This is a genomic window from Paracoccus sp. S-4012, assembly GCF_009674885.1.
GTDB lineage: Bacteria > Pseudomonadota > Alphaproteobacteria > Rhodobacterales > Rhodobacteraceae > Paracoccus.
This window is the reverse complement of record NZ_WKKA01000014.1, coordinates 48,985-73,713: the sequence shown is the minus strand read 5'-3', so window position 1 is coordinate 73,713 and position 24,729 is coordinate 48,985. Positions and strand designations below refer to the sequence as shown.

20 protein-coding genes, 2 tRNA genes and 1 pseudogene are annotated in these 24,729 nt (G+C 68.3%); 16 read left to right on the top strand and 7 right to left on the bottom strand.

Annotated features, from left to right (window positions below; all coding sequences use genetic code 11):
• The first annotated feature begins 5 nt into the window (after positions 1–5).
• The 5 genes from GI374_RS15255 to GI374_RS15235 all read left to right on the top strand — a co-directional run bounded on the left by GI374_RS15255 (position 6) and on the right by GI374_RS15235 (position 5,579).
• Positions 6–1,427 (top strand): CpaF family protein, encoded by a 1,422-nt coding sequence (locus tag GI374_RS15255; RefSeq protein WP_370515391.1) that lies wholly within the window; start codon positions 6–8, stop codon positions 1,425–1,427.
• 24 nt (positions 1,428–1,451) lie between these two features.
• Positions 1,452–2,456 carry a type II secretion system F family protein gene (locus tag GI374_RS15250; protein ID WP_154337910.1) on the top strand — a complete coding sequence of 335 codons (1,005 nt, stop codon included), beginning with the start codon at positions 1,452–1,454 and terminating at the stop codon, positions 2,454–2,456.
• 13 nt (positions 2,457–2,469) lie between these two features.
• On the top strand, positions 2,470–3,435 hold the full coding sequence (locus GI374_RS15245) for a type II secretion system F family protein (protein ID WP_154337909.1): 966 nt from the start codon (positions 2,470–2,472) through the stop codon (positions 3,433–3,435).
• A 38-nt stretch (positions 3,436–3,473) separates the two neighbouring features.
• Positions 3,474–4,757: a pilus assembly protein TadG-related protein gene (locus GI374_RS15240; RefSeq protein WP_195759949.1), complete on the top strand. Its 1,284-nt coding sequence runs from the start codon at positions 3,474–3,476 to the stop codon at positions 4,755–4,757.
• Positions 4,758–4,835: 78 nt separating this feature from the next.
• Positions 4,836–5,579: a tyrosine-type recombinase/integrase gene (locus tag GI374_RS15235; protein ID WP_229583379.1), complete on the top strand. Its 744-nt coding sequence runs from the start codon at positions 4,836–4,838 to the stop codon at positions 5,577–5,579.
• Between the two features lie 28 nt (positions 5,580–5,607).
• On the opposite strand, the gene GI374_RS15230 is transcribed toward GI374_RS15235, so the two are convergent.
• Positions 5,608–5,682: transfer RNA gene (locus GI374_RS15230), tRNA-Val, on the bottom strand.
• A gap of 82 nt (positions 5,683–5,764) precedes the next feature.
• Positions 5,765–8,116, bottom strand: coding sequence for an endopeptidase La (gene lon, locus GI374_RS15225; protein ID WP_370515393.1), 2,352 nt, complete (start codon positions 8,114–8,116; stop codon positions 5,765–5,767).
• Between lon and GI374_RS19875 the strand changes: the two are divergent.
• Together GI374_RS19875 and GI374_RS15220 are read left to right on the top strand one after the other, a co-directional pair.
• A pseudogene (locus tag GI374_RS19875) lies at positions 8,079–8,159 on the top strand (hypothetical protein); the annotation flags it as partial. The gene lon and the pseudogene GI374_RS19875 sit on opposite strands and share 38 nt — an antisense overlap.
• 294 nt (positions 8,160–8,453) lie before the next feature.
• Positions 8,454–8,529: transfer RNA gene (locus GI374_RS15220), tRNA-Val, on the top strand.
• A gap of 365 nt (positions 8,530–8,894) precedes the next feature.
• Here the strand turns inward: GI374_RS15220 and GI374_RS15215 are convergent.
• Positions 8,895–9,188, bottom strand: coding sequence for a DUF2218 domain-containing protein (locus GI374_RS15215; RefSeq protein ID WP_154337906.1), 294 nt, complete (start codon positions 9,186–9,188; stop codon positions 8,895–8,897).
• 234 nt (positions 9,189–9,422) lie between these two features.
• Between GI374_RS15215 and GI374_RS15210 the strand changes: the two genes are divergently transcribed.
• The 4 genes from GI374_RS15210 to GI374_RS15195 are packed head-to-tail and all read left to right on the top strand — an operon-like array spanning position 9,423 to position 13,318.
• A complete protein-coding gene (locus GI374_RS15210) occupies positions 9,423–10,535 on the top strand; it encodes an ABC transporter substrate-binding protein (RefSeq protein WP_154337905.1) in 1,113 nt (370 codons plus the stop codon).
• 58 nt (positions 10,536–10,593) lie between these two features.
• Positions 10,594–11,502 (top strand): ABC transporter permease subunit, encoded by a 909-nt coding sequence (locus tag GI374_RS15205; protein WP_154337904.1) that lies wholly within the window; start codon positions 10,594–10,596, stop codon positions 11,500–11,502.
• Entirely contained in the window at positions 11,499–12,281 is a 783-nt protein-coding gene (locus tag GI374_RS15200) for an ABC transporter permease (protein WP_154337903.1), read from the top strand. The genes GI374_RS15205 and GI374_RS15200 overlap by 4 nt, the downstream gene beginning before the upstream one ends.
• Positions 12,278–13,318, top strand: a complete 1,041-nt coding sequence (locus tag GI374_RS15195) for an ABC transporter ATP-binding protein (RefSeq protein ID WP_154337902.1) — start codon at positions 12,278–12,280, stop codon at positions 13,316–13,318. The genes GI374_RS15200 and GI374_RS15195 overlap by 4 nt, the downstream gene beginning before the upstream one ends.
• 2 nt (positions 13,319–13,320) lie before the next feature.
• On the opposite strand, the gene GI374_RS15190 is transcribed toward GI374_RS15195, so the two are convergent.
• The gene (locus tag GI374_RS15190) at positions 13,321–14,208 is read right to left on the bottom strand and encodes a LysR family transcriptional regulator (RefSeq protein WP_154337901.1); all 888 of its coding nucleotides are present in this window, start codon (positions 14,206–14,208) and stop codon (positions 13,321–13,323) included.
• Between the two features lie 101 nt (positions 14,209–14,309).
• Between GI374_RS15190 and GI374_RS15185 the strand changes: the two genes are divergently transcribed.
• The 5 genes from GI374_RS15185 to GI374_RS15165 all read left to right on the top strand — a co-directional run bounded on the left by GI374_RS15185 (position 14,310) and on the right by GI374_RS15165 (position 20,426).
• The gene (locus GI374_RS15185; protein ID WP_154337900.1) at positions 14,310–15,926 is read left to right on the top strand and encodes an AMP-binding protein; all 1,617 of its coding nucleotides are present in this window, start codon (positions 14,310–14,312) and stop codon (positions 15,924–15,926) included.
• Entirely contained in the window at positions 15,926–17,089 is a 1,164-nt protein-coding gene (locus GI374_RS15180; RefSeq protein ID WP_154337899.1) for a thiolase family protein, read from the top strand. The genes GI374_RS15185 and GI374_RS15180 overlap by 1 nt, the downstream gene beginning before the upstream one ends.
• A complete protein-coding gene (locus GI374_RS15175; protein WP_154337898.1) occupies positions 17,089–18,324 on the top strand; it encodes an SDR family NAD(P)-dependent oxidoreductase in 1,236 nt (411 codons plus the stop codon). Before GI374_RS15180 ends, GI374_RS15175 begins: the two co-directional genes overlap by 1 nt.
• Before the next feature lie 10 nt (positions 18,325–18,334).
• Entirely contained in the window at positions 18,335–19,120 is a 786-nt protein-coding gene (locus tag GI374_RS15170; protein ID WP_154337897.1) for a cyclase family protein, read from the top strand.
• 82 nt (positions 19,121–19,202) lie between these two features.
• The gene (locus GI374_RS15165) at positions 19,203–20,426 is read left to right on the top strand and encodes a Zn-dependent hydrolase (protein ID WP_154337896.1); all 1,224 of its coding nucleotides are present in this window, start codon (positions 19,203–19,205) and stop codon (positions 20,424–20,426) included.
• A 223-nt stretch (positions 20,427–20,649) separates the two neighbouring features.
• Here GI374_RS15165 and GI374_RS15160 read toward each other — a convergent pair whose 3' ends face one another.
• The 3 genes from GI374_RS15160 to GI374_RS15150 all read right to left on the bottom strand — a co-directional run bounded on the left by GI374_RS15160 (position 20,650) and on the right by GI374_RS15150 (position 24,655).
• Positions 20,650–21,507 (bottom strand): substrate-binding domain-containing protein, encoded by an 858-nt coding sequence (locus GI374_RS15160; RefSeq protein ID WP_154337895.1) that lies wholly within the window; start codon positions 21,505–21,507, stop codon positions 20,650–20,652.
• On the bottom strand, positions 21,507–22,160 hold the full coding sequence (locus GI374_RS15155) for a c-type cytochrome, methanol metabolism-related (RefSeq protein WP_154337894.1): 654 nt from the start codon (positions 22,158–22,160) through the stop codon (positions 21,507–21,509). The genes GI374_RS15160 and GI374_RS15155 overlap by 1 nt, the downstream gene beginning before the upstream one ends.
• Positions 22,161–22,255: 95 nt before the next feature.
• Positions 22,256–24,655, bottom strand: coding sequence for a methanol/ethanol family PQQ-dependent dehydrogenase (locus GI374_RS15150; protein ID WP_370515390.1), 2,400 nt, complete (start codon positions 24,653–24,655; stop codon positions 22,256–22,258).
• Positions 24,656–24,729 lie beyond the last annotated feature (74 nt).

Here is a 24,729-nt window from a genome sequence, read left to right as displayed (position 1 = left end):
CAAGGGTGTTTGGCAAGAGAGACGGCCTCGCGTCCCCGAAACCCGCACACGCGGAGCATGCGGCCGCGGTGCCGCATCTTTCCCTCGTTCCTCTGCCGGAGCCGGTGGCAGTCAAGGAAAACCGCAAGCCCGCACCGCAACGGGCTGCCATCTACTATGACCTCAAGAAGGAGATCTTCGACGCCCTTCTGGAAGCTATCGACGTCACGCAACTGTCAATGATGGAGCTTGCGGCCGCGCGGCAGGAAATCCGCAGCATTGCCACCGAAATCCTGGCTGCGAAGAAGGCCGTCGTCTCTGCCGCCGTGCAGGACGAAATGGTCGAGGAGATCTGCAACGACGTGCTGGGCTACGGCCCGCTGGAACCTCTGCTGGCCAGGGACGACATTGCCGACATCATGGTGAATGGCAGTGATCCGATCTATATCGAGGTCGGTGGCCGAACAATCCAGACTGACATCCACTTCCGCGACAACGCCCAGTTGCTCAACGTGTGTCAGCGCATCGTCAGCCAGGTCGGTCGTCGTGTCGATGAATCGAGCCCGATGTGCGACGCGCGCCTGCCCGATGGCAGCCGGGTGAACGTCATCGTGCCGCCGCTTGCGCTCAACGGGCCCACGCTGACGATCCGCCGGTTCAAAAAGGACAAGCTGCGCCTCGACCAACTGGTGCAATTCGGCTCGATCACTGCGGAAGGCGCGGAGTTGCTGAAGATCATCAGCCGAGTCCGTTGCAACGTTCTGATCTCGGGCGGCACGGGATCCGGCAAGACCACGCTGCTCAATTGCCTAACCGGCTTCATCGACGCCGAGGAGCGGATCATCACCTGCGAGGATTCGGCCGAGCTGCAGCTTCAGCAGCCGCATGTGGTACGCCTGGAAACCCGCCCCCCGAACATCGAGGGACTGGGTGAGATTACGATGCGCCACCTTGTGAAGAACTGCCTTCGCATGCGGCCCGAGCGCATCATCGTGGGCGAGGTCCGCGGCCCTGAGGCCTTCGATCTGCTGCAGGCGATGAACACGGGCCATGACGGCTCCATGGGCACCCTCCATGCCAACACGCCGCGCGAGGCGCTCTCACGGCTTGAATCCATGATTACGATGGGCGGCTTCACGCTACCCACAAAGACCATCCGCGAGATGGCGATATCGTCGATCGACATCATCGTGCAGGCGGCGCGGCTGCGAGATGGCTCGCGACGGATCACGCATATTACCGAGGTCATCGGCCTCGAAGGCGAGGTTCCCATCCTCCAGGACCTCATGGTCTATGAGATCAACGGCGAGGACGACAAGGGCAACATCATTGGCCGCCATCGTTCAACTGGGGTCGTCCGCCCCTATTTCTGGGATCGGGCGCGATATTACGGCGAGGAGAAACGTCTCGCTGCCGCACTGGGAGCTGCGCAGCAGAGTGCCTTCTGATTAACCCTCATTGCCGGAAGCGCGATGTCATCTGCAATCCACTCGATCCTGATCTTTCTGCTCGCGACGCTGTGCGCAGGAAGCTTGCTTTACGCCCTCCTCGAGCCGCGCATCAAACATGCAACGCGGGTGAAAAGTCGTCTGCGGCTTGCTGCCGGCGGAGCTTCGCATGCGGCGAGGAACGCGGGCGTTGCTGCGAAGCCCCGCAAGCGGTCGGTCGAGGACACGCTCAAGCAGATCAAGGAGAAGCAGAAGGAGAAGGAGAAAGGCAGGCGCAGCTCTAGCCCGTCGCTCACCGGGAGGCTGCGACAAAGCGGGCTCGAATGGGGCATGCGCACCTATCTGGGCGTCTGCATCGCCGTCGGAGTGACAGCTCAAATGTTAATGGCTTTCGCGATGGGCCTCAACTCCCTCGCGGCACTAGTTCCGAGCATGATCGCCGGGGTGCTGCTCCCGCACCTCTATCTCAACCACAAGCGGAACAAGCGACTTGTCGCCTTTCGGGGTGAGCTTCCCAACGCAGTTGACGTTATCGTGCGTGGCGTCAGATCCGGCCTGCCGCTGGGCGACTGCCTGAGGGTGATCGCCGCCGAGGGTCAGGAGCCGGTACGCAGCGAGTTCAAGGGGATCGTCGACGACCAGACGCTTGGCGTTCCTGTTCAAGACGCTCTGATGCGCCTCGCCGAGCGCGTGCCCATACCAGAGACGAGCTTTCTCGCCACAGTCGTCGCCATTCAGAGTCAGTCTGGGGGCAATCTGACAGAGGCTCTGGCGAACCTCTCATCCGTGCTGCGCGAGCGCAAGAAGATCCGAGAAAAGATCAAGGCATTTAGCTCCGAGGCGAAGGCATCGGCCGGGATCATTGGCGCCTTGCCACCGGCAGTGGCCGGGATTCTTTATCTGACCAGCCCTCAATATATCTCGCTCCTGTTCACGACCACATTGGGCCAGGTGGTCCTTGCAGGCTGTGCAATCTGGATGTCGATCGGTGTTCTAATCATGCGATCCATGATCAACTTCGACTTCTGAGTGAGGGCGAGAGATGTACGAAGCCTTGCAAGAATACCGCGGAGTCTTTCTGATGCTCGCGACTGGTCTTGCGGTGTTCTTGGCGGCGATCGGCCTGGCGTGGCCCTACCTGTTTCTGGACGTCCGCGGCTCGCGGATTCGCCAGTTGAGCAATGCATGGCAGGCGAGCCGGCTCGGCGGTGCGCGTCTTCCGCCCAATAGACCGAAGCATTCTCTGCTCGCCAACGAGCCGCGGGAGATATACGCGGCCATTGTCCGACGCCTGAATCTCTCGCATCAGCTCGAGGATGGGGCAGCACAGCGTCTGCTGCAGATGGCGGGCTTCAGGGGGCGCGCGCCCGTCATCACCTTCCTTGCCATGCGCGTCCTTATGCCGCTAGTCATGCTCGGCTTGAGCGCTTTCTACATCTTTGTCGTGATCAAACCCAACATTAACGCTCTGCTCATGTGTTCTATATCGCTGGCCTGCGCGGCATCGGGATACTACCTGCCGGTGCTTTACCTGAAGAACCGGATCACTAAGCGGCAGAAATCGATTTTTCGGGCATGGCCCAATGCCCTCGATCTTTTGATGATCTGCGTAGAGTCCGGCATGAGCATTGAACACGCATTCCGCAAGGTGGGTGACGAGATCAGCAGCCAGTCCAAGGAACTGGCGGAGGAACTCGCGTTGACGACGGCAGAGCTATCGTTCCTGCCCGACCGCCGCATTGCATATGAGAACCTTGGACGCCGAACCGATCTTGAAAGCGTCAAATCAGTCGTCAGCGGCCTGATGCAATCCGAACAATACGGCACCTCCCTGGGAAGCGTTCTCCGCGTGCTGGCCCAGGAAAATCGGAGCACGCGGATGAGCCTGGCCGAAAAGAAGGCCGCTGCCCTTGCGCCCAAGTTGACGGTGCCGATGATTCTGTTTTTTCTCCCCATTCTCTTTGCTGTCATCATCACACCCGCAGTAATCCAGATCCTGAACGAATGATCGCGGAGAAGGGCAGAATCATGAGATATGCGAGACTGATGAGCCTTCGTCGCCCATCTGAGGCCTTCTACGACCGCAGCGGCGCCACAGCAATCATCGTGGCCCTAGCAATGCCGGTGGTTGCGGCAGGCATGGGTCTCGGTGCCGAGGCCGGATACCATCTCCTCCTGCAGCGGAACATGCAGCAGGCGGCCGATATGGCCGCCCATGCCGGCGCCATTCGACTCCGGGCCGGAGACGGAGAGATGAGAGTGCGGGCAGCCGCTCAAGACGCGGCAATCCAGTCAGGATTCCCGCCTGAGGGAGGAAACCTCTTCGTAAATACGCCGCCCGTCAGCGGCGCATATCAAGGCAGCGCCAGTAGCGTCGAGGTTCAGCTCACCAAGTCGCAGCCTCGGTACTTCTCGGCGATCTTTGTCGATGAGCCTGTGGCCATCAGCGCCCGCGCGGTGGCCAACGTGGAACGGTCCACGTCCCGCGCCTGCGTTCTCGCACTGGCACCAACCGCATCGCGGGCGATCACCGTAACCGGATCCACCGACGTCTCGATTCAGAATTGCGATGTCGTAACGAACTCGAATGCCAAAGACGCCTTCTACATGCACGGCAACGGAAAGCTTACCGCCGGCTGTGTCAGATCCGTCGGCGGTGCGCAGATCGAGAAAACTACAAATCTCGTTATGCGCTGCGACGCGGCCGAAGAGATGGTTCCGCTCGTCCGCGATCCCTACGCCGATATTCCCGAGCCTGCCATCGAGCAGCCTTGCGATGAAGTGGGCAAGAACCAGAGGCAGTTCGAGGCTGACTTTCCCCATTCTAGCGGAGTGAGGTCAATGCGTATCTGCGGCGGTCTCGACATCAAGAACCATGCGAGCTTTGCGCCGGGGCTTTACATCATCGACGAGGGCGAACTGAGCCTGAACGCGAACGCCGATGTGGCGCTTGATGAAGCTTCCTTGGAGGGCCCTGGCGTCACCTTCTACCTGGCCAATGGTGCAACGCTCAGCCTCAGCGGCAATGGTGATTTCAACATACAGGCGCCAACCGCCGGCCCCTACGCAGGCATCTTGTTCTTCGGCAGCCGAAGCGCGAGCGGCCTTACTCACGAGGTCCTTGGTAACTCTCGATCGACTACCCAAGGCGCGATCTATTTCCCCAGCTCCGGAGTACGCTTCCTGGGCAACTCTAGAATAACCAACGGATGCACACAGATCATCAGCCACACTGTTGAATTTACCGGAAACTCCACATTGCGGTCGAACTGCGAGACCAACAACGTTCGAGAGATAGAAACTAAGGTCTTGGTCAGGCTGGTCGAGTAGCCGTCGCCGTCTCTGCACCGCCTCCATTCCCCGATCTGTCCACCTCTTTCTGTGCTATGTTGAAAGGAAGGATTTGAGTTGGATGCGGCGCTGAATCGTGGCCATGGCGTTGCCGCCGCGGTCGTTGGTGACCTGTCACTGAATTTTTCCTCCACCTGGAGTGAGAGTCCGGGCTTGATTGAAGGACGGACAGATGAAGCGGAAGCGGTTCACGGAAGATCAGATGACCTGCCCTCCAAGCGTCCCTCGATCATGATGGCGTCGGCGAGTTCAAGGCCAGAAGCGACAACCGCGTCACCAGCGATGCTATTCTTCTTTCCGGCTGGCGATCCAGCTCATGCTGTCCACCGCCGCCGGCGCGCGCCGTGCTGGACGACCTGGGATCGTGAGGACCTCGAGCGGCGCCGGATCAACCTGCGGCTCCCCGACAGCCGCACCCGCAAGGGTCGCGCCGTCGTGCCGATCAACGACACCATGCTGGAGGCGCTGAAGGAAGCGCGGCGCGCGGCCCTCAGCGACCATGTGATCGAGTGGTCAGGCGAGCCGGTGAAGTCGATCAGGACCGGGTTCAAGGCGGCGGTGAAGCGCGCGTGGCGCAAGGACGTAGGCCAGCACACGCTGCGGCACACGGCGGCGGTTCACATGGTCGAGGCCGCCGTGCCGTTCGACGAGGTGGCGCAGTTCCTCGGCCATTCCAACCCGTCAATCACCTTCAAGGTCTATGGCCGGTTCAGCCCGTCGCACCTGCGGCGCGCGGCGTCGGCGCTGGAGTTCGGCGCCGCGGCCGGGCTCGTTAGGTTCGATGAACCGTTGCGCGGTTAGTGAGGATGTGCTTTTTTCCAGTGGGGCTTGGTGGGTGATGAGGGATTTGAACCCCCGACATCTTCGATGTGAACGAAGCGCTCTACCGCTGAGCTAATCACCCGGTGGAGGGCTAGATAGCGGCAGCTGCCGTCGCCCGCAAGGGGGGTCGGGCGGAGCCGTGGCGGCCCCGCCCCGCCCTTTCGTCAGTGCGCCGTCTGGCCGAAGCCGGGATCGCGGTCGCGGCGGGCTTCCAGCCGTGCGGCTTCCGCGGCTTCCCACTCGGCCTCGTCCCATTCGACCGCCTCGGGCTGGCGGACGAGGGCGTGCTTCAGGACCTCGCGGACGTGGCTGACCGGGATGATCGTCAGCCCTTCCTTCACGTTGGCCGGGATGTCGGCCAGGTCCTTCTCGTTCTCCTCCGGGATCAGCACCGTGGTGATGCCGCCCCGCAGCGCCGCGAGCAGCTTCTCCTTCAGCCCGCCGATCGCCAGCACATTGCCGCGCAGCGTGACTTCGCCGGTCATGGCGATGTCCTTGCGGACCGGGATGCCGGTCATCACCGACACCACCGCCGTCACCATCGCGACGCCTGCCGACGGCCCGTCCTTCGGGGTCGCCCCCTCGGGCACGTGGACGTGGATGTCGCGCTTGTCGAACTCCGGCGGCTTCACCCCGATTTCCGGCCCGACCGAGCGCACGAAGGACGCGGCCGCGTCGATCGACTCCTTCATCACGTCGCCCAGCTTGCCAGTGGTTTTCATCCGGCCCTTGCCAGGCAGCCGCAGCGCCTCGATCTGCAGCAGATCTCCGCCCACCTGGGTCCAGGCGAGGCCGGTGACGACGCCCACCTGATCCTCCTTCTCGGCCAGGCCATAGCGGTGCCGGCGGACGCCCAGATACTCCTCGGCCTTCTCCGGCGTGACCTCCACGGTCTTGACCTTGCCCTTGAGGATCTCGGTCACGGCCTTCCGCGCGAGCTTGGCGATCTCTCGCTCCAGCGAGCGGACCCCGGCCTCCCGCGTGTAGTAGCGGATGACATGGGTCAGCGCCTCGTCGGTGATGCTGAACTCGCCCTTCTTGAGGCCGTTGGCCTTGATCTGCTTGGACAGCAGGTGCCCGCGCGCGATCTCGCGCTTCTCGTCCTCGGTGTAGCCGGCCAGAGGGATGATCTCCATCCGGTCGAGCAGGGGCCCGGGCATGTTGTAGCTGTTGGCCGTGGTGATGAACATCACGTCCGACAGGTCATACTCGACCTCCAGGTAGTGGTCGACGAAGGTCGAGTTCTGCTCGGGGTCCAGCACCTCCAGCATCGCCGAGGCCGGGTCGCCGCGGAAGTCCTGGCCCATCTTGTCGATCTCGTCGAGCAGGATGAGCGGGTTCGTGGTCTTCGCCTTCTTCAGCGCCTGGATGATCTTGCCGGGCATCGAGCCGATGTAGGTCCGCCGGTGGCCGCGGATCTCGCTCTCGTCGCGCACCCCGCCGAGCGAGATGCGGATGAACTCGCGACCCGTCGCCCGCGCGACCGAACGGCCGAGCGAGGTCTTGCCGACGCCCGGAGGGCCGACGAGGCACAGGATCGGCCCCTTCAGCTTGGCCGAGCGGTTCTGCACCGCCAGATACTCGACGATCCGTTCCTTGACCTTCTCGAGGCCGTAGTGATCGGCGTCGAGGATCGACTCGGCGCGGCCGAGATCCTTGCGGGTGCGCGACTTCACGCCCCAGGGCAGCGACAGCAGCCAGTCGAGGTAGTTGCGGCTGACCGTGGCCTCGGCCGACATCGGCGACATCGACTTCAGCTTCTTCAGCTCGGCATTGGCCTTCTCGCGAGCCTCCTTGCTGAACTTGGTCTTCTCGATCTTCTCCTCGAGCTCGGCGATCTCGTTCTGGCCTTCCTCGCCATCACCCAGCTCGCGCTGGATCGCCTTCATCTGCTCGTTGAGGTAGTACTCGCGCTGCGTCTTCTCCATCTGGGTCTTGATGCGCGACTTGATCTTCTTCTCGACCTGCAGGACCGACATCTCGCCCTGCATCAGGCCGAAGACCTTCTCCAGCCGCTCGGCGACGTTCAGCGTCTCCAGCAGATCCTGCTTCTTGGCGAGGTCGATCCCCAGATGGCCCGACACCAGGTCGGCCAGCCGTTGCGGCTCCTCGGCCTCGGCGACCGCGGCCACGACTTCCTCGGGGATGTTCTTGCGGACCTTGACGTAGCGCTCGAACTCCTCGGAGACGGCGCGCACCAGGGCGGTCGCCGTGTCGGCATCGCCCTCGGTCTCTTCCTCGACGCGGGCAGTGGCCTCGAAATAGGGCTCGGAGCTGGTGAACGCCTCGATGCGCACCCGCTCGCGCCCCTCGACCAGGACCTTCACGGTCCCGTCGGGCAGCTTCAGCAGTTGCAGCACATTCGCCAACACGCCGGTGCGATAGACGCCCTCGGCGTCAGGCTCATCGACGCCCGCATCCTTCTGCGCCGCGAGGAGGATCGGCCGGTCGAGCTGCATCACAGCCTCGAGCGCCCGGACGGATTTCTCGCGCCCCACGAAGAGCGGCACGATCATATGGGGAAACACCACGATGTCGCGCAGCGGCAGGACCGGATAGGTCTCGGCCGCGGGGATCGGGGTGGTGTGGTCAAGGGTCATCTGCGATCCTTCCTTGCCGGGCGAGGCCCCGTTATGGCAGCCCCGGACGTCCCGCTTTGGTCCGAGAGTTAGGTGCCCGCCGCCCCGGCTTCAATGGCGGAGCCGCGAATGTTCCGCAATTGTTCGGATTTTGGCCGGGCGGCCGCAAGCCGGGTCCGACGGCACATGGGAAGCGCCGCCCCGGACCCAAAGCCCCGCCCCTCCACGGGACCTTGTCCGCGGCGCGCCCTGCCGCCATAAACCTCGGCGGCGGGGGTGGTTAGCTCAGCTGGTAGAGCGTCTCGTTTACACCGAGGATGTCGGGGGTTCGAGCCCCTCACCACCCACCATTCGCATGTAGAGCAAGCACTTAGACGCTGACTTCGCCCGGTGCGCCGCAACAGGGTGACACATGCGTCTTGCTGCCTACCTCGGCACCTCCCGGCACGGGGTGTTCTACTTCCGCTGGCCGCTGCCTCCGGCGCCGCATCCCTCCCGCCGCCGCAGCGATGTCCGGTGTCGCTCGATGCCCGAGAGCCGTTGGCCGAGGCGCGGCAATGGAGGAGCTTGCGAGCTCGAGCACGGCAGGCAAAGGCGCAGCCGAACGAGGCCAGTGGGCCAGCCGGCAGCTCGGCCTGGCATGATTCCGGGAGCGCCCCTAGGCAAACCTCCGGACACCGCAGAGCGCGGCCGGACCTGAAATTGCTCTCCGGCTTCAGGCCGCCTCGGTGATCTTCCAGTCGAGGCCCGCAAACCCCTCGCGGAAGGCGAAGATCACCAGGTGCTTGTCAACCACATAGCGCGTCTCGATCAGCCCCTTGGCGTCCTCCGCCTCGACCCGCGCGACGAAGGCGCCGTCTTCGGCCTCGAGCCGGACGCTGCCCGCCTGCACCGCGAAATCGGCCGAGCGCTCGTCCGAGCGGACCTCGATCTTGTGCGCGAAATGCTTGGCAAGCTGTTGAACATACTTGGATGCATTTGGCGTCGGGTAGCGGGCGATGGAGATCATGGAGGCCTCGGATGCGGGTGGATCGAGCGAACCTAAACCCAGGACGTGCGCTCTTCAACAACTCCAAGCGAAACAGAGACAATACGGGCCACGCCGCGGTAGCGAAGCAAGGAGGCCGCGACCCTCGGCCCTCGCAGGCACGCACCACCCCTTGACCGACTCCCCAAGGCTGCGTCACGACTTCGTCATGCGGGGCGGCTAGACCCCGCCGCACCCAACTGCGGAGATCCCCGGATGCTGCGAACCCACGGAACGGCCACGTTTGTCCTCGCCGGCCTGCTGACCTCGACCGCCCTGCCTGCCCTCGCGCAAGAGGACCTGGCCGCGATCGAGGCAGCGGCGAAGGAGGAGGGGATGCTGACCACCATCGCCCTGCCCCATGACTGGTGCAACTACGGCGAGGTGATCTCGGCCTTCAAGGCGAAGTATCCCGAGATCGAGGTCAACGAACTCAGCCCCGATGCGGGCTCGGCCGACGAGCTGGAGGCGGTGCGCGCCAACAAGGGCAACACCGGCCCGCAGGCGCCGGATGTGCTGGACGTGGGCTTCGCCTTCGGCCCGCAGGCCAAGGCCGAGGGGCTGACGCAGCCCTACAAGGTCTCGACCTGGGACACGATCCCCGAGGCGATCAAGGACCCCGAGGGGCATTTCTACGCCGACTACTACGGCGTCATGGCCTTTGGCGTGAACACCGACCTGGTCGAGACGGTGCCGCAGAACTGGGCCGACCTGCTCGCCCCGGAACACCGCAACGCCTTCGCGCTGACGGGCGACCCGCGCGCCTCGAACCAGGCGATGCTGGGGGTGATGGCGGCGGGCCTCTCGCGCGGGGCCGAGCCGGGCGAGGACAGCGGAGTGAAGGGGCTCGAGTTCTTCGCCGAGCTGAACCAGGCCGGCAACTTCGTCCCCGTCATCGCCAAGGCCGGTACGCTCGCGCAGGGCGCGACGCCGATCATCGCCGGCTGGGACTACAACCTGCTGAACTGGCGCGACCAGCTCGACGGCAACCCGCCGGTGGAGGTCGTGATCCCCTCGGATGGCGTGCTGGCGGGCGTCTATGTGCAGGCGATCAGCGCCCATGCGCCGCATCCGAACGCGGCGAAGCTGTGGATGGAGCATCTGTATTCGGACGAGGGCCAGCTGCTCTGGCTCAAGGGCTACTGCCACCCGGCACGCTTCGACGATCTCGTGGCGCGCGGGGCCGTGCCGCAGGAGATGCTGGACCGCCTGCCCTCGGCCGAGCTTTACGCCAAGGCCGTCTTCCCGAGCCTCGAGGCCGAGCAGGCCAACAAGGCCCTGGTCACGAGGGACTGGGACTCGGTCGTCGGCGCTGCCGTGACCGAGTGACGGCCTGAAGAACCTGGCCGCGCCCCAGCCGGGCGCGGCCATCGGCAGGCCCGCCCCGATGACGATCACCGCAGCCACCCCTGCCCCGGTTCCCGCGCCGCCCGCGCGGCGGTTGCATGTCGGCGGCACGCTGGCCGCCTGGATCGGCGTCGCGCCCTTCATCGCCTTTGCGCTTCTCTTCCTGCTGCTGCCGACGCTCACCGTCGTCATCGGCGCCTTCCGGGCGCCGGGCGGGGGCTTCACGCTCGAGCATGTCGCGGGCCTGTCGCAGCCGCGCATCGTGTCGGCCTTCTGGATTTCGATCCGCCTCAGCCTCGCCACCGCCGCGCTCGGCTGCCTGATCGGCTTCATCGTCGCCGCCGCCGTGACGCGCGGCGGACTGCCCGAGGGGCTCCGCTCCGGCGTCATGACCTTCTCGGGCGTCGCCGCCAACTTCGCGGGCGTGCCGCTGGCCTTCGCCTTCATCGCCACGCTGGGACGCCTCGGCTTCATGACGGTGCTGCTGCGCGAGTGGTTCGGCTTCAACCTCTACGCCACCGGCTTCAACCTCATCAGCTTCTGGGGGCTGGTGCTGACCTATCTCTACTTCCAGATTCCGCTGATGGTGCTGGTCATCACCCCGGCGCTCGACGGCCTCAAGCGCGAGTGGCGAGAGGCGGCCGAGGTGCTGGGCGCGAGCCGGTTGCAGTATTTCCGCATGATCGCCATGCCGATCCTGTGGCCGGCGGTGCTGGGCACCTTTGCACTGCTCTTCGCCAACGCCTTCGGCGCGGTGGCGACGGCGATGGCGCTGACGGGCTCCTCGCTCTCCATCGCGCCGATCCTGCTCTTCGCGCAGATCAGGGGCGACGTGCTTCAGGACCCGGCGCTCGGCTATGCCATCGCCTTCGGGATGATCGTGCTGACGGCGGTGGCGAACCTGATCTCGATCCTGCTGCGCGGCCGCGCCGAGCGGTGGTTGAAATGAGGCTCTGGTCCTGGCTCGGCTTCGCCCTCGGCGCCGTCTTCATGGTGCTGCCGCTGGTCGGCATGTTCGAGTTCAGCCTCCGCGCCCGGCGCGGCGAATACAGCCTCGATGCCTACCGCTCGGTGCTCGGCGATCCGCAGTTCCAGGCGACCTTCGCCTATTCGGTCGTGGTCGCCATCGTGACCATCATTGCAGGCGTCCTGCTGGTCGTCCCGACCGCCTACTGGGTCCGCCTGCGCCTGTCGCGGCTGCGCCCGGTGATGGAGTTCGTGACGCTTCTGCCGCTGGTGATCCCGCCCATCGTGATCGCCTTCGGCTACCTGCGGCAGTTCAACACCAGCTCCTTCCTGCCGCTGACCGGCAGCGCGCGCGGCACGGATTTCCTGCTGGTCATGGGCTATGTCACGCTGTCCCTGCCCTACATGTATCGCGCCGTGGACACCGGTCTCAGGACGCTCGACGTGGCCACGCTGACCGAGGCGTCGCAGTCGCTGGGCGCAAGCTGGGTCACGATCCTGAGCCGCGTCATCCTGCCGAACCTCTGGCCCGCAGTGCTGTCCGGCGCGTTCCTGAGCTTCGCCATCGTCATCGGCGAATACGTCTTCGCGGCGCTGCTCGACCGCCCGGCCTTCGGGCCCTACATGGTCTGGGTCGGCGGCAACCGCGCCTATGAGCCCGCGGCGCTGGCAGTCATCGCCTTCGGCGTCACCTGGGCCTGCATGGGCCTGCTGACCCTCACCGGCCGGCTGGCCGCGCATCACAGGGCCGCCCGCCGATGAGCTTCCTGACGCTTGAGAACCTGAAGAAGAGCTTCGGCCAGACGCAGGTGGTCCACGACTTCTCGTTGGCGGTCGGGAAGGGCGAGTTCGTCTCGCTGCTCGGCCCCTCCGGCTGCGGCAAGACCACGGTGCTGCGGATGATCGCGGGGTTCGAGACCACCTCGGCCGGGCGCATCCGGATCGACGGGCAGGACGTGACCGCGCTGCCGCCCGCGCGGCGGCAGATCGGCATGGTGTTCCAGGCCTATGCGCTGTTCCCGAACCTGACGGCGGCCGGCAATGTCGGCTTCGGCCTGCGCGTCGCCGGCGTGCCGCGGCGCGAGCGCGCGGCGCGGGTGGCCGAGATGCTGGCCCTGATCGGCCTGCCCGACCTCGGCGACCGCTACCCGTTCCAGCTCTCGGGCGGCCAGCAGCAGCGCGTGGCGCTGGCCCGCGCCCTCGCGCCGCGCCCGCGCGTCCTGCTGCTGGACGAGCCGCTCTCCGCGCTCGACGCCAAGATCCGCGTCAGCCTGCGGGCCGAGATTCGGGAGCTTCAGCGCACCCTGGGCATCACCACGATTTTCGTGACCCATGACCAGGAGGAGGCGCTGTCGATGTCCGACCGCGTCGTGGTCATGCATCAGGGCCGCGCCGCGCAGGTCGGCACCCCGGCCGAGATCTACGACAGCCCCGCCAACGCCTTCGTCGCCGGCTTCGTCGGCCAGCTGAACCGCCTGCCCGCCCGCGTCGTGGATGCAGGCACCGGCCGGGTCGAACTGGCGGGCCACCCGCTGACCCTCGCCGCCACGCTGCCCGCCTCCGGCCAGGTGACGCTGGCGGCGCGCCCCGAGGCCTTCCGCCCCGCCCCCGCCGGCCTCCCCGTCGAGGTCGAGACGGTCGAGTTCCTCGGCGCGCTGCGCCGCGTCCATGCCCGCTTGCCGGACGGCAGCGCGCTCGTCTTCGACATGTTCAACAGTCCCGACGCCCCGGCCCCCCGCATGGGTGAGCGCCTGACGCTGGCCGTCGATCCCTCGGCCTGGATCGTCGAGGCCGCCTGAGATCACCCGGCGCGGAGGGCTTCCAGCGTCTCGGCGAAGCGGTCGATCAGCGGCAGGCTGTGGCCGCGGCGGCGGACATAGGCCAGCGTCAGGCCGACATCGAGATCACTGACGGGCACGAAGCGCACCTCCTGCGGCGGGCGGAACCGCTGGCAGGAGTTGACGAGCGCCACCCCCGCCCCGGCGCTGACGAGGGCCAGCAGGTCGGCCTCGCGCCGGGTCTCGGCGGTGAGCCGGGGCGTGAAGCCCGCGCGCCGGAACGCCGCCTGCAGGTCGTCATAATATTGCGGGCTCTCGCGACGGCGGAAGCCGAGGAGGTCCTCGTCGGCGAGGTCCGCCAGACGGACCGCCTCGCGGCCGGCAAGGGGCGAGTTGACATTGACCGCCAGCATGACCGGATGCCGCGCGAGCGGCGTCGCCTCCAGCCCGGCGTCCGGGGCCGGGTTGTACATCAGCCCGGCGTCGAGCTGCTGCGCCTCGATCGCCTCCACCTGCTCGGCCCCGGAGAGCGCCGCGAGGACCAGCTGCGCGGCGGGATGATCCGCGCGGAAGCGGCGGATCGCGTCGGGGACGAGGCCCTGCCAGGCCGCGACCTCGATCACGCCGAGGCGCAGCACGCCCGCATGGCCCGCCGCCGCGGCCTTCGCCTCCAGCACCGCGTGGTCGAGCTGCTGCATGACCAGCCGCGCGCGCTCGAGGAACACCCGCCCCGCCTCGGTCAGCCGCACCCCGCGCGGCAGCCGCTCGAAGAGCGAGAGGCCCAACTCCGCCTCCAGCAGCCGCATCTGGCGGCTGAGCGCCGGCTGGGCGATCCGCAGCCGCTGCGACGCGCGGCCGAAATGCTCCAGCTCGGCGATGGCGATGAAATACTGGATCTGTCTGAGTTCCATGCCGCGCCATAGCAGTTTGCGATCAGAAGCCGAAGCGGTTTGGATTGGGAATCCTGCCGCGCAGCGCGTAGCCTCGCGCGAGACCTGCCGAGGGTGCCGCCATGTCCCTGCCCGCCTCCGCCTATGACGCCTTCAGCGCCACCGCCGCGCGGCGACCGGACCTGCCGTTCCTGATCGCGCCGGCCTCGGCCGCCCTGCCCTACGCGCCCGAGGGATTCCGCATCAGCTATGGCGAGGCCGTGGCGGAGATCGCACCGCTGGCCGATGCCTATGCCGCGCAGGGCTACGGCCGCGGCTCGCGCGTGGCGCTGCTGCTGGAAAACCGGCCGGTGTTCTTCTTCCACTGGCTGGCGCTGAACCGCATCGGAGCCTCCATCGTGCCGATCAACGGCGACATGCGGCCCGAGGAGCTGGCGCATCAGATGTCGATTGCCCGGCCCGATCTCGTCGTGGCCCTGCCCGAGCATGCGGCTCTGATCGACGGCGGCGTACCCGCCGACGTGCCGCGCAGCGCACCGGGGCAGCCGATCCCGCCCGCCCGCGCGCGCCGCGCACCGGCCGAAACGCGGAGCCATGACGACGAGTCCGCGCTGCTCTTCACCTCCGGCAGCACAGGGAAACCCAAGGGTTGCAGCCTCTCGAACCTCTATTTCGCCAACGTGGCCGACTGGTACACCAGCATGGGCGGCGAGGCGGCGATGGAGCGCGACCGTGAGATCGCGCTGACGCCGCTGCCGTTCTTCCACATGAACGCGCTCGGCTGCAACGGCGTCGGCATGATGACCATCGGCGGCGCGATCGTGCCGCTCGACCGCTTCTCGGCCCGGCGGTGGTGGGACGCGGTCGCCGACAGCGGCGCGACCGTGGTCCACAATCTCGGCGTCATCCCGGCGATCCTGCTGCAACTGCCGGTCAGCGAGGCCGAGAAGCGCCACAAGGCGCGGTTCAACTTCAGCCCCGGCGTGGACGCGCAGCACAAGATCGACTTCGAGGCGCGCTTCAAGCTGCCGATCGTCGAGGCCTGGGCCATGACAGAGACCGGCGGCACCGGCGTCACCGACACCGCGGGCCGCGACTACCCGGCGGGCGAGCGCTGCATCGGCGCGGCGCGCGAGGGGATGGAGTATCGCATCGTGGATGACGAGGGCCGCGACGTGCCAGTGGGGAACCCCGGTGAGCTTCTGGTCCGCGCCGCCGGGCCCGATCCTCGCTGGGGCTTCTTCTCGGGTTATCTGGGCGACCCGGAGGCGACCGAGGCGGCGTGGGAAGGGAGGTATTTCCACACCGGCGACGTGGTCCGGGTGGACGAACGCGGCCTCTTCTACTTCGTGGACCGCAAGAAGAGCATCATCCGCCGCTCGGGCGAGAACATCTCGGCGCTTGAGGTCGAGGCGGCGCTGAAGGCCGATCCGACCGTGCAGGCGGTCGCGGCCACGCCGGTGCCCGACCCGGTGCGCGGCGAGGAGGTGTTTGCCTTCGTCACGCTGCAGGGGGGCGGGGGCGACGAGGCGGCAGCGATGGCCCTGGTCGAGCGCGCGGCCGAGCGGCTCTCCTATCACAAGCTGCCGGGCTACGTGGCTTTCGTGGAGGCGATGCCGCTGAGTTCGACCCAGAAGCTGCTGCGCGGGCAGCTCAAGACGGACGCGCAGGCCGCGGTCGAGGCGGGCCGGGCGATCGACCTGCGCGACCGCAAGGCCGGCTTCCGCAGGGCCGGATAATGGCGCGGCGCGGCTATGACGGCGTGGTGCTCGCGGCGCCGGTCACGGTGCCCTATCAGCGCTATTCGACCGAGAGCACGGCGTGGTGGATCGGACGGGCGCTCGCTGGGCTGGCTGCCACCTCCGGCATCGCGCACCGCGATTTCGACGGCTTCATGCTGGCGAGCTTTTCGAGCGCGCCCGACAGCGCCATCGGCCTGACCCAGCATTTCGGCCTCTCGCCGCGGATGGTGGATTTCCTGCCGATGGGCGGCGCCGGCGGCGTGATGAGCCTGCGCCGCGCCGCCCGCGCCGTGCAGGCCGGCGATTGCGACGTGGTCGCCTGCGTCGCCGCCGACACCAACGGCCCGCAGAGCTTCCGCTACGGGCTGGAGAACTTCTCGCGCTTCTCGCAGGACGCGGTCTATCCCTACGGCGCCGGCGGCCCGAACGTCAGCTTCGCGCTGATCGCGCAGGCATACATGGCCGCGACCGGCGCCACGCGCGAGGATTTCGGCCGCATCGCCGTGGCCCAGCGGCAGAACGGGCTGCGGAACCCGCATGCGCTGATGAGGAAGCCGCTGAGCCTCGAGGACTACCTCGGCTCGCGCCCGATCGCGCCGCCGATCCACCTCTTCGACTGCGTCATGCCCTGCGCCGGGGCCGAGGCGTTCCTCGTCATGCGCGAGGAGACCGCGCGGGCGCAGGGCCTGCCCTTCGCCCGCCTCGCCGCCTCAATCGAGCGCCACAACGCCTTCCCCGAGGACCGCGTGATGCTGCGCGGCGGCTGGGCGCGGGATGTGGACGATCTCTGGGCCATGGCCGGGATGCGGCCCGCGGACATGGACCTCGTCCAGACCTATGACGATTATCCCTTCATCTCGATGATGCAGTTCGAGGACCTCGGCTTCTGCGCCAAGGGCGAGGCGGCGGCGTTCCTGCGCGACCGCGATCTGACGGTGACGGGCGACCTGCCGCACAACACGAATGGCGGCCAGCTTTCGGCGGGTCAGGCGGGCTGCGCGGGGGGGCATATCGGGCTGGTCGAGGCGTTGCGGCAGGTGACGGGCGCGGCCGGGCCGACGCAGGTGGAGGGCGCCCGTCGCGCCCTCGTCTCGGGCTTCGGCATGATCAACTTCGACCGCGGCCTCGGCTCGGGCGCCGTGGTGCTGGAGGGCGCGTGATGCAGGACCCGATCCGCAAGAACCCGCTGAAGAAGACCCGCACGGCGCTGCTGCCCCCCGCCGCCCGCAGCCGCAAGGCGCATCTGCTGATCCCGCCCGCCGGCCGGGGCGAGTTCGCCCTGCCCCGCTGCGCCGCCTGCGGCGCCTTCGCCTGGCCGGTGCCGGAGGCCTGCCCGGTGTGCCTCTCGCCCGACCTGCCGCTGACCGCCGCCCCGCGCGGCGGAGAAGTGATCTCGGCCACGACCGCCGAAGTGCCCGCCGATCTCTACTTCCGCGAGCGTGCGCCGTGGCGCGTGGGGCTCGTGGCGATGGATTGCGGGCCGCAGGCGCTCGTGCATCTGCATCCCGAGGCGGGGCAAGGCGACCGGGTGCGGCTGTCGCTGGTGCTGGACCGCGCCGGGCAGGCGGTGCTGCACGCGGCGCCGGAGGGGGAGAGGGACATGGCCAGCGACCCGCAATGGCAGGAGATGGCCGCCGATCCCCGCCGGCGCCGCGTCCTCATTACCGATGCGCGCCACGTGGCCGCGCTGCCTTTGGCGCAGGCGCTTCTGGCGGCGGGGGCGCGGCAGGTGTGGCTGGGCTTGGACGAGGCGTGGAAGCCGTTTGCCGGGGCCGATGCGATCCGCGCGCTCGAAGGCGCGGAACTGGTGCCGCTCGACCTGCGCTCCGACCGTTCGGTCGGCGATCTGGCGCGCGACCTCGGCGGGAAGGTCGAGATCCTGGTCAACACCGCCGACCTGCTGCGGCCCGGAATGGCTTTCGCGCCATCGGTCCCGGCGCAGACCCGCGAGATGATGGAGGTCGCCGCCTTCGGCCTCATGCGGCTGATGCGCGAGTTCGCGCCTGCGATGGCCAGCCGGGGCGCCGACGGCACGGCGCCCGCGGCCGCCTGGGTCAACGTTACGCCGGTCATAGCGCGCGTCCCCCATCCCCGCTTCACCGGCTACGGCACCGCCCATGCCGCGGCCCTCGCGCTCGCGCCCGCCTTGCGCCAGACGCTCGGCACCGGCGGCGTGCGGCTGATGACCGCCTTCACCGGCCCGACCGACACCGACTGGTTCGACGCCTTCCCGCACCCGAAGCTCACCGGCCGCGCCATCGCCACCGAGATCGTCGCGGCGCTGAAGGCCGGCCGCGAGGAACTCGTCATCGGCGATCTCGCCCGCGACTGGCTGAAGCGCCATGCCGAGAACCCCCGCGCGCTCGAGGCCGAGCTCGCCCGCGGCCAGTATTGAGAGGCGCATGATGTCCGCACTTCCGCTGCTCATGGATGCCCTCGGCGCCGGATCGGTCCGCGTGGTGGACCTGACCCAGACGCTGACCGAGGACTTCCCGACCATCGTGCTGCCGCCCGAATTCGCGCAATCCGCCACCGTGCGGATCGAGCGGTTGTCGCGCTACGACGCCGCCGGGCCCGCGTGGTACTGGAACAACCTGTCCTTCGGCGAGCATACCGGCACGCATTTCGACGCCCCGGCGCACTGGTTCACCGGCCGCGACCGGCCCCTCGGGACCGTGGACACGATGCCCGCGGCCGACATGATCGCGCCTGCCTGCGTGATCGACTGCACCGAAGGGACGGCGGTGGACGACGATTATCTGCTGACCCGCGAGGCCGTCGAGACGTGGGAGATGGAACATGGCCCAGTCCCCGCGCGGTCCTGGGTGCTGATGCGCACGGGCTGGTCACGGCGGCAGGGCGCGGCCTATGCCAACCTGCGCGAGGACGGCGCGCATACGCCGGGGCCGGATGCCGAGGTGATGGAGTGGCTGGTCCACGACCGCGGCATCCTCGGCTTCGGGACCGAGACCATCGGCACCGACGCGGGTCAGGGCAGCCACTTCTCGCCCCCCTTCCCCGCCCACCACTTCCTCCACGGCGCCGGGCGCTACGGGCTGCAATGCCTCACCGCGCTCGACCAGTTGCCCCCGACCGGCGCGGTCCTCGTGACCGCGCCCCTGAAGGTGCATGAGGGCTCGGGCAGTCCGCTGAGAGTGCTGGCGCTGGTTCCGGGAGCGGCGGCGGGCTGAACTGACGGGCGCGGCCCGGCCTGCTTGCCGCAGCCCCGGCCGGGCGTTACGCCGGAGGCGCGATCCCGGAGCCGAGGCCCCCATGCGAAACACCCGCGTCAACCCCGACCGCATCGCGGCCGATCTCGAGGCCCTCGCCCGGATCACCGACCCCGGCCGGCCTTGGACCCGCAGCGCGTTCTCGCCCCGCTTCGACGAGGGCCGCCGCTGGCTCACCGACGCCTTCACCCGCGCCGGGCTGGAGGTCGCGCTAGACCCCGGCGGCAACCTGATCGGCACCCGTTCGGGCAGCGACCCCGCCGCCGCAACGATCATGCTCGGCAGCCATTCCGACACGGTCCCCGACGGCGGCCGCTTCGACGGTCCCGCCGGCGTCATCGCCGCGCTCGAGGTGGCGCGGATGCTGGACGAGCGCGGCATCCGCCTGCGCCACGGCCTCGCCGTGGTCGATTTTCTGGCCGAGGAGGTCTCGCCCTTCGGCGTCTCCTGCATCGGCTCGCGCAGCATGGCGGGCCTGCTGCCCGAGGCCTGGCTGGAGTTGCAGCACGACGGCCGCAGCCTCGGGCAGGCAATGCGCGACGTCGGCGGCAACCCGGCGGCCATCGCGGCCCGCGGCGGGATCAAGGCCTTCCTCGAGCTGCATATCGAGCAGGGCACCGTGCTGGAGAGCAGCGGCACCGATGCGGGGCTCGTCACCACCGTCGCCGGGATCACCCGGATCGAGGTCGTGCTGACCGGCCGCCCCGATCACGCGGGCACCGTTCCGATGGGCGCGCGCGCCGATGCGCTCGTGGCCGCCGCCGCGCTCATCACCGACATCGACGCCGCGGCGACGGCCCGCGCCGCGCAGCGCCATTTCACGGCCACGGTGGGCGAGTTCTCGATCGAGCCAGGGGCGGCCAATGTGGTCCCCTCGCGCGCGCGGCTGCTGATCGACGCCCGTGCCGCCGAGCGCCCGGAGATGGAGGATTTCGCGGGATGGCTCGACGCCCGGCTTGCCGCCCTGCCCACCGGGATCATGGCCGAGACACGGCGGCTCTCGGACAACATGCCGACCGCCATGGATGCGGGTCTCGTGGCGGAACTCGAGGGCGCGGCCGACCGGATCGGCGCGAGCCGCCGCCGCATGGTTTCGGGCGCCGGCCACGACGCCGCCTGGATCGCCCGCATTGCGCCCGCGGCCATGGTGTTCGTGCCTTGCCTGGGCGGCCGCTCGCACTGTCCCGAGGAATGGGCGGAGACGGCCGACATCGCCCTCGGTGCGGAGCTTCTGGCGGAGGCGGTGATCGCCCTCGACAGGGAGTGAGCCGGCCCCGTGGCCCGGTTGCCGCGAGACGGTGCCCGGCGGCAAGCCGGCGGCGGCGGACGCGGGGGTGGACGTCGCTGAAGGTGGCCACCGGCGCCTGGAGCGCGTGGGCCTCGTTGGCGCCTATGACCCGCGCGGGCCGGCCGCGATGGCCCGGTGGCTCGGCCACCTCGGCGCAGGCGCGCCCGCAAGCAGCAGGACCAGCCCCGGAGCGAGAACCGCCTCACCCCTCGGGCTTCATCGCCGTGCCCTCGTCATCGACCAGCGGCACCCCCGCCTCGCGCAGGATCGCGTCGATCTCGGCCTGGTTGCGGCGGATCAGGCTGTTCAGCTCGCGCTTCCATGCCTGGTCCGAGGGCCGCACCCCCATCGTGATGCGATAGACCAGCCGCGGCATTCCCGGCTCGGCGGCGATCAGCGGCGCGAGATGCAGCGAGGCGTCGGCCTTCACCGCCGGCCCGGCAAGCGGTCCCCAGAGGACCGCGGCGTCGATGCGGCCCGCCTTCAGGTCGGCCAGCATGCGCCCCGTGGGATCGTCAACGCGCCGGTCCACGAACAGCGGATAGGACACCGCGCGCGCCAGCAACCCGTGCCGCAGCAGGTGGTCGGTGGCGGGCGAGCCGCCGATGACGCCAAGGCGCAGCCCCTGCAGCCGCGGATCGGAGAGGGTCGTGACCTCCGCCAGCTCGTCCTCCGCTGGCGTCACCAGCACATAGGCAGAGCTGTAGTAATGGTTGGTGTTCTGCACCAGCTCGTCGCCCTGCGCGTAGCCGATCACCACGTCGCAGAGCCCGGCGGCGAGGGTCCGGCGGATGAAGCCGGTCGATTGCGGGAACCAGGTGTATTCCAGCGGCCGGCCCAGCCTCTCGGCGAAGAGTTCGGCAATGCGGTTCTCGAAGCCCGAGCCGTCCTTCACCGACATGGGCGCGTTGGCCGGGTCGGCGCAGACGCGGAAGGCGGTGGTCGAGGCCAGCTCGGCCGCAGGCTCCGGGCCGGGGCCGCCGGGCGTGAAGGGCACCGGCTGCGCCCCCGCGGGAAGCGCGGCGAGCGCCAGCATGGCCGCAAGGATCGGCGCGCGCATCAGTTCTCCATGCAGCTGTCTTCGAGGGCCGCGTATTCCTCCGACTTGTCGGCGCGCTCGGGCGGGCGGCCGCGCGGGACCGCGTCCACACCGCGGGCCAGCAGATAGGTGTAGATGTCGTCGATATAGCACCAGACGTTGCGGTTGGTGCCGAAGGCCGGCATCACCTGGTTCGCCGCCGCGTTCACGTCCTGCTTGCCGGACGCCACGATCTCCATGAACGCGTAGTAATCCGTCACCCGCATCACCGAGTTCTTCAGCGCGGGGGCATAGGTCGAACCCTCGCCGTCGGGTCCGTGGCAGACGTGGCATTCGGAGTGATAACGGCGGTAGCCCGAGAAGGTGGCGTAATCGACGACGCCGTCCTCGATCTTGAAGGTCGGCAGGCCCTCGGCGTTGTACCAGCGTCCGTTCTCGAAGGTCACCGCGGTCAGGTCCGGCGGCAGGCCCTCACTGATGGTTCCCGGTTCGGGGAACGTGACGCCCTCGGAGGCGGCGGCGGCCGGGGTGGGTGCGCCGGAGATCGCGGCGGCGACGCCGGGGGCGGCCGGAGGGGTGGTCTGGGCCGCGACAGGCAGCGCCAGGGAGAGGGTCAGGACTGCGGCGGCCGAGAGGCGCATCGCGGAACGCTGGGACGTGCGGATCATCGTCATCCTCGCTGCGCGGGGACGGGCGTCCCCTTCATGTCTCCGCCCCAAGGTTGACGCTTGGGGCGGATCTGGTCAGCCGGGCTGGGTGGGCGTCGGCGTCAGTTGGACGCCGGCGCGGGCTGGCCCTCGCCCTGCGTGGCGGCATCGGCCCCGGGCTCCATCGGAACGCCGCCGGTCGCCTCGGACTTGCCCGCGCCCTCGCCTGCGGCCGGGGCAGAGGGATCGCTCGGGGCGGCCGCCGCATCGGCCGGAGCCGGGGCCGCAGCAGACGGCTCCATCGGAACGGCGCCGGTCGCCTCGGTCTTGCCCGCGCCCTCGCCCTCAGCCGGGGCTGAAGGATCGCTCGGGGCGGCCGCCGCATCGGCCGGCGCCGGGGTCGCAGCGGACGGCTCCATCGGAACGGCGCCGGTCGCTTCGGTCTTGCCCGCGCCCTCGCCCTCAGCCGGCGCCGAGGGATCGCTTGGCGCCCCCGTCGCATTGCCGGACGCCGCAGCGGAGTCCGTCGCCGCGGATGGAGCCGCGCCCCCCCCGGCCGCCGCGGCCGCGCCTGCGGTGTCAGCCGGCATCGCCGTCGTGCCCGCCGTGCCGGTGGTCGTCGCCGCGGCCGGTGTCACCGCCGCCGCCCCGCTGCCCTCGCCCGGCAGCTCGAACACCGTCAGCGAGCCGCCAAGCGCGGTGAAGTCCGACAGCCCGGCATAGCCGCCGACCGCGCCGAGGCCGGCCGTGCCCACCGTCTGCTCCTCGGTCTCCTGCTGGCGCCCGGCCGCCTCCTGCCAGGCCTGGGCGTTCTCGGGCGAGAGCAGCCCCGCCGCGAGGCCGATGCCGGCCCAGCCGCCGGTGCCCGACAGCACACCGATATACTGCTTGCCGCCGTGTTCGTAGGTCATCACGTTGCCGATGATCCCCGAGGGGGTCTTGAAGCGGTAGAGCTCCTCGCCGGTCTGGGCGTCGATTGCCTTCAGGTAACCCTCGAGCGTGCCGTAGAAGACCACGTCGCCCGCGGTCGCGAGCGCGCCGGACCAGACCGAGAACCGCTCGGGCAGTGACCACTTGATCTCGCCCGCGATGTTGTCCCAGGCGATGAAGTTGCCCATGCCGCCATGGCTGCCCGGCGCCGGATACATGGAAACCGTCGCGCCGACATAAGGCTGGCCGGCGGTGTAGGAGACGCGGAACGGCTCGTAGTCCATGCAGACGTGGTTGGTCGGCACGTAGAACAGGTTGGTCTCGGGCGAGTAGGCGGCCGGCTGCTGGTCCTTCGAGCCGAGCGCCGCCGGGCAGATGCCGGTGGTGTTGGTGTCCTCGCCGTTCTGCTCGGTCGAATACTCGGCCACGACCGCGGGGCGGCCATAGGTCTCGCTGTTGGGGTCCATGTCGACGCCGCTGGTCCAGTTGACCACCGGGTCGAACTTCTCGGCCACCAGCAGCTCGCCGGTCTCGCGGTCCAGCGTGTAGGCGAGGCCGTTGCGGTCGAAATGCGTCAGCAGCTTGCGCATCTGCCCGTCGACTTCCTGATCCGTCAGGATCATCTCGTTGACGCCGTCGTAGTCCCACTCGTCATGCGGGGTCATCTGGTAGAACCACTTGGCCATCCCGTCGTCGGGATCGCGGGCCATGATGGTCATCGACCACTTGTTGTCGCCCGGCCGCTGCGCCGGGTTCCAGGTTCCGGGGTTGCCGGTGCCGTAATAGATCAAGTCGAGGTCCGGGTCATAGGAATACCAGCCCCAGGTGGGGCCGCCGCCGGTCATCCACTCGTCGCCCTCCCACGAGTTGAGCGAGCTGTCGGCGCCGATCGGCTTGCCGAGCTGGGTGGTCTTCTCGGGATCGACCAACATCTCCTCGTCCGGCCCGGTGGAATAGGCCCGCCAGGCCATGCTGCCGTCGGCGATGTTGTAGGCGGTGACATTGCCGCGGATGCCGTATTCGCCGCCCGAGACGCCCACGATGACCTTGTCCTTGACCGGCATCACGGTGGCGGTATTGGTCTCGGACCGGGACGGGTCGCCGTTCACGACCGACCACTTCACCTCGCCGGTCTTGGCGTCGAGCGCCACCAGCGTCGTGTCGGCCTGGTGCAGGAAGATCATCCCGTCGGCATAGGCGAGGCCGCGGTTGACGGTGTCGCAGCACATGACCGCGATCACGTCCGGGTTCTGCTGCGGCTCGTAGCGCCAGAGGATGCGGCCATCGTTGTTGAGGTCGAGCGCGAAGACGTTGTTCGGGTAAGGCGTATGGACATACATGACGTCGTCGATGACCAGCGGCGCCCCCTCATGCCCGCGCAGCACCCCGGTCGAGAAGGTCCATGCCACGCGCAGATCGCCCACGTTCTCGCGATTGATCTGGTCGAGCGTCGAATAGCGCGTGTTGGCATAATCCTGCGTCTGGATGGCAAACTGGGTCGGGTCGGCGATCAGCGCCGTGACGCTGTCGTTCGCCCAGCCCGCCCCCCCGAGCATCGCGAGCGCGACGCTGGACATCAGCAGCTTTCTCATGACTCTCCTCCGCTAGCCGTTTCGGAGCCGCGCATCCCGCGCAGCCGCCATCCCCCTGCCCCGGCAAGCGCACC